Here is a 14769-nt window from a genome sequence, read left to right on the forward strand (position 1 = left end):
GGGACGGGCGCACATGGCTACCTTGCACACCCAGATCAACCCGCGTTCGGCGGAATTCGCCGGCAACAGCGCGGCCATGCTCGAACAGGTCCAGGCCCTGCGCGGCCTGCTCGCCCACATTGCACAAGGCGGCGGGCCCAAGGCCCAAGAACGGCACACCTCCAGGGGCAAACTGCTACCGCGTGAGCGTATCGATCGTCTGCTGGACCCGGGCTCGCCATTTCTCGAAATCGGCCAGCTGGCCGCCCATGAGGTGTACGGCGAAGACGTGCCCGCTGCCGGCGTCATCGCGGGCATCGGCCGTGTCGAAGGCGTGGAATGCATGATCGTGGCCAACGACGCCACAGTGAAAGGCGGCTCGTATTACCCGCTGACGGTCAAAAAGCACCTGCGTGCGCAAACCATCGCCCAGCAGAACCGTCTGCCGTGCATCTACCTGGTGGACTCGGGCGGCGCCAACCTGCCGCGCCAGGATGAAGTGTTCCCGGACCGCGAGCACTTCGGGCGAATCTTCTTCAACCAGGCCAACATGAGCGCGCTGGGCATCCCGCAGATCGCCGTGGTCATGGGCTCGTGCACCGCAGGCGGCGCCTATGTGCCGGCCATGGCCGACGAAGCGATCATGGTCCGCCAGCAGGCGACCATCTTCCTGGCGGGCCCGCCACTGGTGAAAGCCGCGACGGGTGAGGTGGTGAGCGCCGAAGACCTCGGCGGTGCCGATGTGCACTGCCGCACCAGCGGCGTGGCCGACCATTATGCCGACAATGACGAGCACGCCCTGGCCATCGCCCGGCGCAGCGTGGCCAACCTCAACTGGCACAAGCTCGGCAAGCTGCAACGCCAGGCGCCGGTTGCGCCGCTGTATCCCGCCCAAGAGCTGTACGGCGTGGTGCCGGCCGACGCCAAGCAACCGTTCGATGTGCGTGAGGTGATTGCGCGTCTGGTCGACGGGTCGGTTTTCGATGAATTCAAGGCGCTGTTCGGCACCACGCTGGTGTGCGGCTTTGCCCACCTGCACGGCTACCCGGTGGCGATACTGGCCAACAACGGCATCCTGTTCGCCGAAGCCGCGCAGAAAGGCGCGCACTTCATCGAACTGGCCTGCCAACGCGGCATCCCGCTGCTGTTCCTGCAAAACATCACCGGCTTCATGGTCGGCAAGAAGTACGAAGAAGGCGGCATCGCCAAGCACGGCGCCAAGCTGGTCACCGCCGTGGCCTGCGCCCAGGTGCCGAAGTTCACGGTGATCATCGGTGGCAGCTTTGGCGCTGGCAACTACGGCATGTGTGGCCGCGCCTATGATCCGCGCTTCCTGTGGATGTGGCCCAATGCGCGGATTGGCGTGATGGGGGCCGAACAGGCCGCCGGGGTGCTGGCCCAGGTCAAGCGCGAGCAGAGCGAACGCAGCGGCCAGGCCTTCAGCGCCGAGGATGAGGCCAGGCTCAAGCAGCCCATTCTCGACCAGTACGAACACCAGGGTCACCCCTACTATTCCAGCGCCCGGCTATGGGACGACGGCGTCATCGACCCGGCGCAGACCCGCGACGTGCTAGGCCTGGCGTTGTCCGCCGCGCTGAACGCACCAATCGAACAGAGCCGCTTCGGCATTTTCCGGATGTGACCCATGAGCGATTTCAGCACCCTCGAAGTGATCCGCGACCCGCGCGGCTTCGCCACCCTGTGGCTGAGCCGCGAGGACAAGAACAACGCCTTCAATGCACAGATGATCCGCGAGCTGATCGTCGCCCTCGGCCAGCTGGCCGACGACGCCAGCCTGCGCTTCATGCTGCTGCGCGGCCGTGGCCGCCATTTCAGCGCCGGCGCAGACCTGGCGTGGATGCAGCAATCGGCACAGCTGGACTTCAACACCAACCTCGATGACGCCCGTGAACTGGGCGAACTGATGTACGCCCTGCACCGCTTGAAGGTACCCACCCTGGCCGTGGTGCAGGGCGCGGCCTTTGGCGGCGCCCTGGGGTTGATCAGTTGCTGCGACATGGCCATCGGCGCCGAGGATGCACAGCTGTGCCTGTCCGAAGTGCGCATCGGCCTGGCCCCGGCGGTGATCAGCCCGTTCGTGGTCAAGGCCATCGGTGAGCGTACCGCGCGCCGTTATGCCCTGACCGCCGAACGCTTCAGCGGCGTACGGGCCCGGGAACTGGGGCTGTTGGCAGAAGTGTACCCGGCCAGTGAGCTGCAAGTGCAGGTACAGGCCTGGGTGGACAACCTCTTGCAAAACAGCCCGCAGGCACTGCGCGCCACCAAGGACCTGCTGCGCGAAGTCGATGACGGTGAGCTCAGCCCTGCCCTGCGCCGCTACTGTGAAAACGCCATTGCCCGTATCCGTGTCAGCGCCGAAGGCCAGGAGGGCCTGCGCGCCTTCCTGGAAAAACGTCGCCCCGCCTGGCAAACCGAGCCCAACAAGGAGCCGCGCCCATGAGCCGCCCGCCATTGACCACGCTGCTGGTCGCCAACCGTGGCGAAATCGCCTGCCGGGTGATGCGCACCGCCAAGGCCATGGGCCTGACCACCGTGGCCGTGCACAGCGCCACCGACCGCGATGCCCGCCACAGCCGCGAAGCGGATATCCGTGTCGACCTGGGTGGCAGCAAAGCCGCTGACAGTTACCTGGTGATCGACAAATTGCTCGCTGCGGCCAAAGCCAGCGGCGCCCAGGCCATTCACCCAGGCTACGGCTTTCTTTCGGAAAACGCAGGGTTTGCCCGAGCCATCGAGGACGCCGGGCTGATCTTCCTTGGCCCGCCGGCCAGCGCCATTGATGCAATGGGCAGCAAATCGGCAGCCAAGGCGCTGATGGAAGCGGCCGGCGTACCGCTGGTGCCGGGTTACCACGGCGACGCCCAGGACCTGGAAACCTTCCGCGCCGCCGCCGAGCGCATCGGCTACCCGGTGCTGCTCAAGGCCAGCGCCGGGGGCGGCGGCAAGGGCATGAAAGTGGTGGAGGAAGAAAGCCAGCTGGCCGATGCCCTCGCCTCGGCCCAGCGTGAAGCGCAGTCGTCGTTCGGCGATGCGCGCATGCTGGTGGAAAAGTACGTGCTCAAGCCCCGCCACGTCGAGATCCAGGTGTTCGCCGATCAGCACGGCAACTGCCTGTACCTTAATGAGCGCGACTGCTCGATCCAGCGCCGCCATCAGAAAGTGGTCGAGGAAGCGCCTGCGCCGGGGCTCTCCCCTGAATTGCGGCGGGCCATGGGCGAAGCGGCGGTGCGCGCCGCCCAGGCCATCGGTTATGTCGGTGCCGGCACCGTGGAGTTTCTGCTCGATGCCCGTGGCGAGTTCTTCTTCATGGAGATGAATACCCGCCTGCAGGTAGAGCACCCGGTGACCGAAGCTATCACCGGCCTGGACCTGGTGGCCTGGCAGATCCGCGTCGCCTGCGGCGAGCCGCTGCCGATTACCCAGGCGCAGGTGCCGCTGATCGGCCATGCCATCGAGGTGCGCCTGTATGCCGAAGACCCGGCCAATGAGTTTCTGCCGGCTACAGGCACCCTGACGCTGTACCGCGAGTCGGCACCTGGCGAAGGTCGCCGGGTGGACAGCGGGGTAAGCGAGGGAGACCAGGTCTCATCCTTTTATGACCCCATGCTGGGCAAGCTGATCGCGTGGGGCGAAAACCGTGAACAGGCACGCCTGCGCTTGCTGGCGATGCTGGACGAGTTCGCCATCGGCGGGCTGAAGACCAACATTGCCTTCCTGCGCCGCATCCTCGCCCATCCCGCATTCGCGGCGGCCGAGCTGGATACAGGCTTTATTCCACGTCATCAGGAGGTACTGCTGCCGGTACCGCAGCCATTGCCCGCAGGCTTCTGGCAAGCCGCAGGGGAAGCCTGGCTGCAGGGCCAGGCGCCGCATCAGCGTGACGACGATGAACGCTCCCCCTGGGCTGAGCGCACGGGTTTGCGCCTGGGCCTGCCAGCGCACAGCAGCCTGCATTTACGCAGCGGCGGCGAAAGCCAGGCAGTTACCCTTGAGCACGGCGCTACTTTGGCCTGGCAGCTGGACGGCGAACAGCTCGGGCATGATCAAGGCGGCGTGCGCAGGCGTTACCTGGCAGTGCGCCGCGGTGGCACGCTATACCTGCGCTGGGATGGTGAAGTGCATGCCATCGAGGCCTTTGACCCGATCGCTGAGGCCGAAGCCAGCCACAGCCATCAGGGCGGGCTGGGCGCGCCCATGAATGGCAGCATCGTGCGGGTACTGGTGGAGCCGGGCCAGGCGGTGGAAGCAGGGACTGCGCTGGTGGTGCTGGAGGCGATGAAAATGGAACACAGCATCCGCGCTCCGCAAGGTGGGACGGTGAAGGCGTTGTTTTGCCAGGAAGGGGATATGGTCAGCGAAGGGACGGTGCTGGTCGAACTGGTGGAGTGATGCAAGCAAGGGCCGCTTTGCGGCCCCGGCAATCTAGAAGGAGCCGTGCACCCGCACAACCACCCCGAGAAACTCACACCCTGGCTCACACAAAACCGTCGGATAACGGGTATTCAGGGGCTTGAGCATCCGCTCCCCACCCTCTTCGATCAATTGCCGCAAGACCGCCAAGCGCCCCGGCTGCCTGGCAATCACCAACTTGCCCGGCTGCGCCTCGAGCCCCGTATCGATCAGGATACGCATACCTTCCGGCACGCTCTTGCCACTGGCGGCGTTCATCGAGTCGTTTTCCACTGCCAGCCAAAATGCATTACCCGCCGGCATATAGTCAGTCTGTTCGTGCAGGTCGCTCTTTTCAGGTAAAGGCCCCTGCAGATCAGCCCAGCTCAGCACAGGGAAACGGAAGCTTGCATAACGCAGCGCCTCAACCGACAAAGGCCGTGCGGGGCCGTAGGTGCCCCTGGATTCACGCGTGAGGTCATTGACCTCACGTTCAACCACCATGACCTGGGCCTCCAGGTACACCAACCCGAGCTTTTCCAGTTTCTCGTTGATGGTGATCAGCGTTGGCCGCCGCGTCCCACGCAGCCAATGGCCCACGCCGCCCTGAGTCATGCCCAGACGTTCGGCCAGCTTGAGCTGGCTGAGATTATGTTCGCGCTTGTAGCGCTTGAGAAATGCGTTCCAGTTTTCCATGAGCGGCAACAATACGGACTGTATTAGCCGCTTCAATACACACTCTGAATTATTTGTGACAGGATTAATAGTACAGATTGACCTATGCTCTGATTTCATTGTGTTTGAAGGGAAATCAGAAGGTATCGCGATGAAACCACCGAAAAACGACGAAACAGAACTCGACAGCGAAGCAGCCCGCCGCGCCCTCGACTACTACCTCAACCCCAACCCGCCGCGCCCCAGCATCGACAACAAGATCTGGACACTCCACGAAGGCGTCACCGCAGACCAGGCCCAGGAGCACGCCATCGCGCTGCTGCGCTGCGCGGCCGCCACCGCCCATGAAACCGCCACCCATCAGGAAGGCAGCCACCGCGAGCTGACCTTTGCACTGATGCACATGATGGACATGGCCAGGGCGCTGCTGGAGCACAAGCGGACCGTGCAGAGCGGTCTTTAGACTGGAACTGGAATAGGGAGAGACGTGGTGGCCAGGTAACGGCAAGGGGCCCCGATTGCCGGGACAAGGGAGTGCTCCAGCAAAAGTTTTTACCGGATAGGTGAAAAATCATTTGACTGGCAAATGATAACGATTATTATTGCACTCAGCTGATCGCGAGATCTGCTGGATAACCTGGAGCTTAGGTCGCTCTCAGATTATCTCCTCATCAGGCTAATCACGGTTTTTGACCCGGCTTATTGCCGGGTCTTTTTTTTGGCTCTTCAGGCTAATGAAGATCATTGATGGCCGCGATGATAGCAAAAGTGTGTCAGGGCGTGAACGCTCATTACAAAACTTTGCGGAATCCGCACTTGAGAATCAATCTCGTTTCTACTAAGCTGGTTTCGCATCACGGAAGATGCCCCCACCCCTACTCTTGAGCAAGGAGCTGACCATGAGCCGCCTGCTGCTGCCTTTTGAGCACCCAACGCCCGCTACCGGCCACGACGCCGAGGATGCTCTGCTGCACGGGCTCAAGCGCTTGCCACGCCGCGTTCAGCAAGTGTTCCTGCTCAATCGCCTGGACCAGCTGGACTTCGCCGGTATCGCCAGGCGCCTCGACTTGCCCTTGCTGAGCATCGAACGGCACATGAACCAGGCCCTGCAAACGGCCCGCCCGCACGGTGATGCAGTGGCCAGCGTTGCCGGCCAATGGTATGTACGGTTGCAGAGCCCTGAGGTCACCACCTGCGAGCGCATTGATTTTCGGCGCTGGCTGGACGCCGATGCAGCGCACCTGCAAGCCTTCCATGACACCGAACTGCGCTGGCGCAGCCTGCTCGCCCCAGCGAGGGAGCTGGGGCACGATGGCTGGTATCGGCAAGGGCGAGCGGCGATTTCGTTGGGTGGGTGTTCGATTGCAGTAGGGCTGGGCGTGGCGGCGCTGGTGCTGTTTGGCTACTGGGCGTAAGCCGTCAGGGTCGGCAGGATGCAAAGCCAGTACCCCTGCCAAATCAAGGCTTATGTCCGAATAGCCCGGACACGTAGGCAAGGAGCAACCAGCCTGATAGGCAAGAGGCTATAAAACTCACTGCCAGATGCATTGCCAAACTCACCTCTCCTGATGAAGCCACCAGCAGGCTAACGCCCCCACCGCACGCAAAGAGCAATGTGTTGCTGACCGATGCAGCAGCCCCTGCGCGATCGGGATGCCGACTGAGTGCGTACGTGGTTGCAGCCGGGCGGACGATCGACGTGCCGATTGTGCATAAGGTTAATGGCAATACAAGATCGATGAGCACCAGTGCACCGCTTGAAATAGCAAGGTGCAGGGCAATGCCAGCGGTGCCTATCAGTGCAAATCCACAACCAATCTGCGCCTGTGTACTCATACTTCGATTCAGCGAATTGGCAACTACACCGCCGACCATGTAGGCCAACCCATACAAGAGGAACACCATGGAGAAGGCGAACTCCGTCAACCCTAGCGGCCCCATCAACAACAAGGGGGATACGACAACAAATGAAAAGTGACAGGCAAATGCCAAACAGGAGAAGAACGAATACACAAGAAACTTTCTGTCCTTCAGAATCTGGCAATAGCCAGGCAAAAAACCTCCCCGATAGCGAGAGGCTCTATCTTCACCCAATAACATCAAACAAAGTAACAGCACCAATACTGCCAGCATGACAAATGCCTGAAAACTCCCCTGCCACCCCCAATATTGCTGAAGCACGCTGCCTGCTAACGGCGACAACGCGATAAAGACGCCGCTTGCACTGGTCAGAAGAATTCGCATCGCATTGCGCTGCTGGCCACTGTAACTATCCTGCACCAGCGCTTGGCTTAGTACGAAACAGCCACAGCCCATGGCCTGCAACAGGCGAAACACCATGAAGGTCTCATAGTGAGTGGTGCGCATGCAGCCGATTGCCCCTGCGATGCCTACCAAGAGCCCAGCGATCAGCAAGCGTTTTCTTCCCACACAATCGGAAAGCGGGCCGATCACCGCTTGGGATAGAGCCACACCCAGCGCAAATAAACTCACTGAATAGGCAATGCGCTTTGTATCGACTGCATAATACTCAGCCATCTGCGGAACAGAAGGCAAAATGACGTCGAGTGGGAATACACCCAGCAGACTGATAAGAATGAGTAAAATCGACAGGGCAGTAGTTTTAGCAGGCACGCCACCCACTCCGGTTACTGACGACAGGGCGCTGACCAACACGCCTAACCGTTCCACTATTTTTTTCAATGCATATACGAACCCACACAGGCAATACACACAAGCGGGATTACTGAATGAAACACCCTAAAAACGTGTAGGATTCTTGAACCCAACATCGTACTAGTCCATCCTGACCCGCCCATTCCAGTTCGATCTATCAACGGCTTAATCAGCCTGCAATTAACTTCCCAACAATAGGAAATCATTGAGGGTGCTGTTTTTTGTACACAGTCTCCCCCACGAGGGGTGTACAGTACCCCCACAACAAAGCCCAAGGAGCCACGCCAATGACCGTGACGCTGTCCCCTCTGCAGATCGACTGCGCTTTCGATTCCGGCAACATCCAGGTCCTGGATGCCAGTAACCCTGCCCAGGTCCACCTGGCCATTCGCCCGGACACCCACAGCGGCCACTTCCAGTGGTTCCACTTCAAGGTCAGCGGCCTCACGCCCGGTCAGGTCCATCGCTTCAGCCTGGACAACGCCAGCGAGTCTTCCTACAAGAACGCCTGGGCCGGCTATAACGCCGTGGCTTCGTACGACCAGCAAACCTGGTTCCGTGTGCCCAGCCAGTTCGATGGCAAGGCACTGGCCTTCGAAGTGAAAGCCGAGCAGGAGCAGATCTGGTTCGCCTACTTCGAGCCCTACCCGCGTGCGCGCCACAACCAGTTGATCGAGCGTGCCCAGCAGATTCCCGGTGTCGAACTGCTGGCCCATGGCCGCAGCGTGCAGGGCCGCGACATTCCGCTGTTGCGCGCAGGCGACGGAGCCGCAGGCAAACGCAAGCTCTGGCTGATCGCCCAGCAGCACCCGGGCGAGCACATGGCCGAGTGGTTCATGGAGGGGGTGATCGACCGTCTTCAAGCCAATGACGCCGTCGTCCAGCAACTGCTGGCCAAGGCTGACCTGTACCTGATCGCAAACATGAACCCGGATGGCGCTTTCCTCGGCCACCTGCGCACCAACTTCAAGGGCCAGGACCTCAACCGGGCCTGGCAGGACGCCAGCGTCGAGGCTAGCCCGGAGGTGTTCTTTGCCCAGGCGCAGATGAAGCAGTACGGGGTGGATGCGTTCATCGATGTGCATGGGGATGAAGAAATCCCGCACGTGTTCACCGCAGCGTGTGAGGGTAACCCGGGGTACACGCCACGCCTGGCCAAGCTTGAGGAGCAGTTCCGCAGCACCTTGTGCAGCGTTACGCCTGACTTCCAGACCAAGTATGGCTATACCCGCGATGAGCCGGGGCAGGCCAATACGACACTGGCGTGCAATGCGGTGGGCATGGCGTACGACTGCCTGTCGCTGACCCTTGAGATGCCGTTCAAGGACCATGACGATGCGCCCAACCCGGTGACCGGCTGGTCGGGAGAGCGGTCCAAGGCATTGGCAGGGGCGGTGCTGGAGACCTTGCTAAAGATGGCTGACGATTTGCGCTGATCAATGCTGGCCTCTTCGCGAGGCCAGCCCGCTCCAATACCCTCGCTCAGATCTCTATATAGTGTCTGCGAGCTGTCCCGGTACAAACCGCAGACATCGTCTGGCACTGCCCACAGCAAAGAAATTTTCGGCTGGCATCGAACCCAAGCGCCTCCCGTGCCTCCAATGGCCATAGGCCGGCAAAGCAGTGCGCATTCTGTTACGGTGCGCAGCAGCCACCGAGCCCGCATCAGACGCATGCGCGCCATGCATGGACGAACATGACAGGAGCGTATCCATTGACGACCACCGACATCGCACTCGCCGAAGCCGTGGAACGCTGCGCCCAGGAGCCGATCCAGGTACCCGGCAGCATCCAGCCACATGGTTTTCTGCTGGTACTGGATGAACAGGACCTGCGTATCCTCCAGGCCAGCGACAATGTCGAACGCTGGCTCGGTGTGCCCGCCCTTGAGCTGGTGGGATGCACCTTCGCCGACGTGGTCAGCGACAGTTTCGATCTGCGTTCCCATCTTGAGCGCCTGCCCGGCGACGATGTATTCCCCTTCCACATCGGCGATGTGCTCCTGCGTAATGGGGCACCCTGCAACGACCGGCTGCGCCTGCTGACCCATCGCCATGATCAGGTACTGATCGCTGAGTTCGAGCCCGTTCGTCAGGCTGTCGGCCCGGTCGACCAAGGCGACTATTACCCCCTGGTGCGGGGTTTCGTCAGTAGCCTGAACAACGCCGCAACCCTGGAAGCGTTGCTGCAGCAGACTGTATTGCAGATAAAGCGAATCACCGGTTTTGGCCGGGTCAAGGCCTACAGCTTCGATAAAGAGGGCAATGGCCAGGTGCTCGCTGAAGTGGCTGATGCCGGCTATCCACGCTACCTGGGTTTGTGCTTCCCAGCGTCGGACATTCCCCGCCAGGCCCGCGAGCTCTATCGGGTCAACCGCATTCGTGTGATCGAAGATGCCGACTACCAGGCCTCACCGCTGGTGCCGGCGGCCAACCCGCGCACCGGCAAGCCGCTGGACATGAGTTTTGCCGCGTTGCGCAGCGTGTCGCCGGTGCACCTGCAGTACATGCGCAACATGGGCACCCTGGCGTCGATGTCACTGTCGATCGTGGTCGATGGGCAACTGTGGGGGCTGGTGTCGTGCCACCACGAGCAACCTCGACCGGTCGACCTGCGCACCCGCACAGCCTGCGAGCTGCTGGCCAGTGTGCTGTCGCTGCAGATCGAGTCGCGTGAGGCCCACGCCAATACCCGGAAGCTGCTCGACCTGCGCCAGCACATCGTACGCATGATCTCCTCGATGGCCGACCATGACAGTGTCAGCGAGGGTCTGCGCGCGCAGCCCGAGGTGCTGCTGGCCTTCGCCGGGGCAAGCGGCGCAGCGGTCATTTCCGCCGAGCGCTGCGACCTGATTGGCCAGACGCCGCCGGCAGCGCAGGTCACTGCGCTGGTGCACTGGCTGGCCCAGCGTCATGATGAGACGGTGTTCCACAGTGACAACGTGCGCCGCGACATCGACGAACTGCCCGAGCTGGCCGAGCATGCCGGTGGCGTGCTGGCAGTGGCGATTTCCCAGATCCACTCGCACTACCTGCTGTGGTTCCGCCCCGAGCAGGTGCGCACGGTCAACTGGGCCGGACGGCCCGACAAACAGATAGGCCCGCAGGGCGCGCTGAACCCGCGGCACAGCTTCGAACACTGGCAGGAACAGCTGGGCGGCTACTGCGAGCCGTGGGACCCGCTGACGATCGAAGGCGTGGTCGAACTGCGCACCGCCGTGCTCGGCATTGTCCTGCGCAAGGCCGAAGAGCTGGCGCAACTGGCCAACGAGCTGCGCCGTTCGAACAAGGAGCTCGAAGCCTTCAGCTACAGCGTGTCCCACGACCTGCGCGCACCGTTGCGGCATATCGCCGGTTACACCGAACTGCTAGGCGAAATCGAAGGCCAGGGCCTGAGTGAACGCGGCCGGCGCTTTCTCAAGCACATCGAGGAAGCTGCGCAGTTCGCCGGCAGCCTGGTGGATAACCTGCTCAACTTCTCGCAGATGGGCCGCTCGGCCCTACGCCTGTCGGATGTTGACCTCAATGCGCTTGTAGAAGCCATCCGCCAGGAACTGGCGCCCGATTATGAAGGGCGCGAGATCGTCTGGGACGTCGCACCGCTGCCCAAGGTGATCGGTGACCCGGCGTTCATCAACCTGGCGCTGCATAATCTGATCGCCAACGCTATCAAGTACACCCGTGGCCGCGAACCTGCGCGCATCGAAATCGGCGCACACCAGCACGCGGAGGAAATCGAAGTCTATATTCGCGATAATGGCGTGGGCTTCGACATGGCCTATGCCAACAAACTCTTCGGGGTGTTCCAGCGGCTGCACCGCATGGAGGATTTCGAGGGCACCGGAATAGGTCTGGCCAGCGTGCGGCGGATCATCGAGCGCCATGATGGCCGAGTCTGGGCCCAAGGCCAGGTCGACCAGGGCGCCAGCTTCCATTTCACTCTTCCACGTCATCCAGAAACAAACTGAGGCACCGGTTCAATCATGCTCAAACCTATCCTGCTGGTAGAAGACAACCCCCGGGACCTGGAGCTGACGCTCCTGGCCCTGGAGCGTAGCCAGTTGGCCAACGAGGTCATCGTTCTGCGCGACGGCGCTGATGCCCTCGACTATCTGCTCCGGCGTAACGCCTATGCCGCGCGCGACGACGGCAACCCCGCCGTGTTGCTACTGGACCTGAAACTGCCCAAGGTCGATGGCCTGGAAGTGCTAAGGGAGGTGCGTGCCACCCCCGAGCTGCGCAGCATCCCGACGGTGATGCTAACCTCGTCGCGAGAAGAGCCCGACTTGCTGCGGGCTTATGAACTGGGGGTCAATGCCTACGTGGTCAAGCCCGTGGAGTTCAAGGAGTTCGTCGCGGCGATTTCCGACCTCGGCGTGTTCTGGGCCGTGCTCAACGAACCACCACCTGGCTCGCTACGCCTCAACCGGCGTGGCAGCAACTGAGGCCCGCCGCGAACATGCTGCCAACGCCGCTCAAATTACTGATGGTCGAAGACAGCTCGCTGGATGCCGAGCTGACCTTGCTAAGCCTGGAGCGCAGCGGACTGCAGCTGCAGTCGCAGCTGGTGTTCGATCATGTTGCCGCCGAGCATGCCCTGCACGAAGCCAGCTATGACCTGATCCTTTGCGACTGCGTGCTGCCCGGCTCGTCCGGTACCGACGTGCTGGCCATCGCCCAGCGCCTGGCGCCGGATACGCCGTTCATCTTCCTGTCGGGCATATACGGTGAGGAGCACGCGGTGGAAATGATCCGCCTGGGTGCCACCGACTATGTACTGAAGAAAAACCTGTCGTTGCTGCCCAAGGCAGTGCGCAGGGCGCTTACCGAAGTGCAGGAACGTCAGCGTCGGCGCCGTGCCGAAGAAGCCCTGGCGGACCTTGAGGCACGCGCCCGGATTGCCATCGATGCAGCCGGCATGGGTACCTGGGACTTTCGCCCGGAAGAAGGGCTGCTGATCTGGGACGACCGCTGCAAGACGCTGTTCGGTCTGCCGGTAGACACCGAGATGAGCCTTGACGTTTTCTATGCCGGCATCTATCCAGAAGACGTGCAACGGGTGCGCGAAACGGTGGAATACGCCATGCGCCCGGACAGCGACGGGCTTTACCGGGCCGAATTTCGCATTGCCCAACCCAACGGCCTGGAACCGCGCTGGCTGCTCAGCAGCGGTCAGAGCCAGTTTGTCGATGGCCGCTGCACACGCTTTTCGGGCGTATTGCAGGACATCCACGCCCAGCGCCTGGCGACCCAGGCGCTCAAACAGCTCAACGAAATGCTCGGCGAGCGGGTCGAGCGCCGTACCCGCGAGCGTGACCGGGCCTGGGAGCTTTCCCAGGACTTGCTCGCGGTGCTCAACAAAGACCTCACACCGGTCGCACTGAACCCTGCCTGGGAGGCCAGCCTGGGTTTCTCGCGCGAACGCCTGAGCCAGACCTCGTTATTGCAGTTGCTGCCCGAACCGGACCAAGAAGCGCTGCTGACCGAACTCGCCGCCCTCGCCCATGGCCGCACCAGCGCGCGCTTCGTCGGCCGTATCCAGCATGCAGGCGGCCAGTTGCGCTGGCTGTCATGGGTGGTGGTACCGGAAGACACGCTGCTCTATGTGGTAGCCCGCGACATCACCAGCGAGCGCGAAGCAGCCATGGGCCTGGCCGACGCCAACGACCGCCTGCGCGAACAGATCACCGAGCGCGAGCGCATAGAGGCAGCGTTGCAGCAGATGCAACGGCTGGAGGCGGTCGGCCAGCTCACGGCGGGTGTTGCACACGACTTCAATAATCTGCTGACAGTCATCCTTACCGGCTCAAGCTTCCTTGAGCGCGACCTGGACAAAGGTGACCTGGAAAAAGCGCGCAAACGCCTGACGCATATCCGCGAGGCGGGTGAACGCGGCGCCAAGCTGACCTCACAGCTGCTCGCCTTCTCCCGCCGCCAGCGCCTGGAACCGGTACCGCTGAACCTCAACCGCACCTTGGGCGGCCTGGAGGAATTGCTGCGCCGCACCTTGGGCGGGAGCATTTCTGTGCGCCTGGACCTGGACCACAGCCTGTGGCAAGCGCTGACCGACCCGACCCAGACCGAAATGATCATTCTCAACCTGGCGATCAACGCCCGCGACGCCATGCCCGACGGTGGCCAGTTGACGCTGGCCACACGCAATACCCGGATCAAGGCCCGCCCGCAGCGGCCGGAAGACCCGGAGCCGGGCGAGTATGTGATGCTGAGCATCCGCGACACCGGCTGCGGCATGAGCGAAGAGGTGGTGGCCAAGGTGTTCGAACCCTTCTTCACCACCAAGGACATCGGCAAAGGCTCGGGCCTGGGGCTGGCCCAGGTGTTCGGCTTTGCCAAGCAGTCTGGTGGCGGTGTGCGCATCGACACCGCGCCTGGGCATGGCACCCAGGTTGCCGTTTACCTGCCCGCAGTGAAGCATGAGCTGGCGGCGGACCCGGTGATCCCGGCTGCGTCGCAGTCCATCAGCGACAGTGGCCGCGACCGCACGGTGCTGCTGGTGGATGACGACCACCTGGTGCGTGACATGCTCGGCGATGTGTTGCGCCAGTACGGCTATCAGGTACGCCAGGCACACAGCGGCGAACAGGCATTGGCCCAGCTGGACAACGAGATCGACTTGTTGCTGACCGACTTTGCCATGCCCGAATTCAACGGTGCTCAACTGGCTTTGGCCGCACGTGAACGGCATCCGCGCTTGCCGGTGGTGTTTCTGACAGGGTATGCCGAGCTGGAAGGGCTGGATTTGCCGGACAGCCTGGTGATGCAGAAGCCGGTGCAGGCTGAGGAACTGGCCCGCGTGCTGGATGAACTGCTGCGGGTGAACAGGTAATCGCGCTGTAGCTGACAGGGCCCATTGTCGTCAGCTGGCGATGGGCTTGCGCAAACGCCAGAAACGAAAAAACCCAGCGCCGATAGTCATCTGCACTGAATCAGGAATGGATGTTTAACGAGAAAATGGCAGGGGCGGCTGGATTCGAACCAACGCATGGCAGGATCAAAACCTGCTGCCTTA

General features: G+C 62.1%; 11 protein-coding genes. 9 read left to right on the forward strand and 2 right to left on the reverse strand.

Annotation, left to right across the window (positions count from 1 at the left end; translation table 11 throughout):
- Positions 1–13 precede the first annotated feature (13 nt).
- Genes BLX42_RS18130 through BLX42_RS18140 form a run of 3 tightly spaced genes read left to right on the forward strand, consistent with a single transcriptional unit; the run spans position 14 to position 4389 of the window.
- Entirely contained in the window at positions 14–1621 is a 1608-nt protein-coding gene (locus BLX42_RS18130; protein WP_161872315.1) for a carboxyl transferase domain-containing protein, read from the forward strand.
- A 3-nt stretch (positions 1622–1624) separates the two neighbouring features.
- Positions 1625–2440, forward strand: coding sequence for a gamma-carboxygeranoyl-CoA hydratase (locus BLX42_RS18135; RefSeq protein WP_161872316.1), 816 nt, complete (start codon positions 1625–1627; stop codon positions 2438–2440).
- On the forward strand, positions 2437–4389 hold the full coding sequence (locus tag BLX42_RS18140) for an acetyl/propionyl/methylcrotonyl-CoA carboxylase subunit alpha (RefSeq protein WP_161872317.1): 1953 nt from the start codon (positions 2437–2439) through the stop codon (positions 4387–4389). The genes BLX42_RS18135 and BLX42_RS18140 overlap by 4 nt, the downstream gene beginning before the upstream one ends.
- 33 nt (positions 4390–4422) lie before the next feature.
- Here the strand turns inward: BLX42_RS18140 and BLX42_RS18145 are convergent, their stop codons facing one another.
- A complete protein-coding gene (locus BLX42_RS18145) occupies positions 4423–5085 on the reverse strand; it encodes a LexA family transcriptional regulator (RefSeq protein WP_046787294.1) in 663 nt (220 codons plus the stop codon).
- A gap of 130 nt (positions 5086–5215) precedes the next feature.
- On the opposite strand from BLX42_RS18145, the gene BLX42_RS18150 reads away from it, so the two are divergent.
- Positions 5216–5527 (forward strand): DUF6124 family protein, encoded by a 312-nt coding sequence (locus BLX42_RS18150; protein ID WP_046787295.1) that lies wholly within the window; start codon positions 5216–5218, stop codon positions 5525–5527.
- A gap of 436 nt (positions 5528–5963) precedes the next feature.
- Positions 5964–6479 carry a DUF4880 domain-containing protein gene (locus tag BLX42_RS18155; protein WP_161872318.1) on the forward strand — a complete coding sequence of 172 codons (516 nt, stop codon included), beginning with the start codon at positions 5964–5966 and terminating at the stop codon, positions 6477–6479.
- Positions 6480–6522: 43 nt separating this feature from the next.
- Here the strand turns inward: BLX42_RS18155 and BLX42_RS18160 are convergent, their stop codons facing one another.
- Positions 6523–7698, reverse strand: a complete 1176-nt coding sequence (locus BLX42_RS18160) for an MFS transporter (protein WP_161872322.1) — start codon at positions 7696–7698, stop codon at positions 6523–6525.
- Between the two features lie 329 nt (positions 7699–8027).
- On the opposite strand from BLX42_RS18160, the gene BLX42_RS18165 reads away from it, so the two are divergent.
- From BLX42_RS18165 to BLX42_RS18180, 4 genes are all read left to right on the forward strand, one after another.
- Entirely contained in the window at positions 8028–9176 is a 1149-nt protein-coding gene (locus tag BLX42_RS18165; RefSeq protein ID WP_161872319.1) for a M14-type cytosolic carboxypeptidase, read from the forward strand.
- A gap of 260 nt (positions 9177–9436) precedes the next feature.
- Entirely contained in the window at positions 9437–11707 is a 2271-nt protein-coding gene (locus BLX42_RS18170; RefSeq protein ID WP_161872320.1) for an ATP-binding protein, read from the forward strand.
- Positions 11708–11722: 15 nt separating this feature from the next.
- On the forward strand, positions 11723–12184 hold the full coding sequence (locus tag BLX42_RS18175) for a response regulator (protein ID WP_046787299.1): 462 nt from the start codon (positions 11723–11725) through the stop codon (positions 12182–12184).
- A 14-nt stretch (positions 12185–12198) separates the two neighbouring features.
- On the forward strand, positions 12199–14586 hold the full coding sequence (locus tag BLX42_RS18180) for a hybrid sensor histidine kinase/response regulator (RefSeq protein WP_161872321.1): 2388 nt from the start codon (positions 12199–12201) through the stop codon (positions 14584–14586).
- The last annotated feature ends 183 nt before the right edge of the window (positions 14587–14769 follow it).

Origin of the sequence: Pseudomonas sp. SG-MS2 (genome assembly GCF_009933855.1) — a bacterium.
In the GTDB taxonomy this organism is placed as follows: domain Bacteria; phylum Pseudomonadota; class Gammaproteobacteria; order Pseudomonadales; family Pseudomonadaceae; genus Aquipseudomonas; species Aquipseudomonas putida_E.

Excerpts from the sequence above, each read along its gene's own strand:
- BLX42_RS18130 (WP_161872315.1), top strand. The coding sequence starts at position 14 with ATGGCTACCTTGCACACCCAGATCAACCCGCGTTCGGCGGAATTCGCC.
- BLX42_RS18135 (WP_161872316.1), top strand. The coding sequence starts at position 1,625 with ATGAGCGATTTCAGCACCCTCGAAGTGATCCGCGACCCGCGCGGCTTC.
- BLX42_RS18140 (WP_161872317.1), top strand. The coding sequence starts at position 2,437 with ATGAGCCGCCCGCCATTGACCACGCTGCTGGTCGCCAACCGTGGCGAA.
- BLX42_RS18145 (WP_046787294.1), bottom strand. The coding sequence starts at position 5,085 with ATGGAAAACTGGAACGCATTTCTCAAGCGCTACAAGCGCGAACATAAT.
- BLX42_RS18150 (WP_046787295.1), top strand. The coding sequence starts at position 5,216 with ATGAAACCACCGAAAAACGACGAAACAGAACTCGACAGCGAAGCAGCC.
- BLX42_RS18155 (WP_161872318.1), top strand. The coding sequence starts at position 5,964 with ATGAGCCGCCTGCTGCTGCCTTTTGAGCACCCAACGCCCGCTACCGGC.
- BLX42_RS18165 (WP_161872319.1), top strand. The coding sequence starts at position 8,028 with ATGACCGTGACGCTGTCCCCTCTGCAGATCGACTGCGCTTTCGATTCC.
- BLX42_RS18170 (WP_161872320.1), top strand. The coding sequence starts at position 9,437 with ATGACAGGAGCGTATCCATTGACGACCACCGACATCGCACTCGCCGAA.
- BLX42_RS18175 (WP_046787299.1), top strand. The coding sequence starts at position 11,723 with ATGCTCAAACCTATCCTGCTGGTAGAAGACAACCCCCGGGACCTGGAG.
- BLX42_RS18180 (WP_161872321.1), top strand. The coding sequence starts at position 12,199 with ATGCTGCCAACGCCGCTCAAATTACTGATGGTCGAAGACAGCTCGCTG.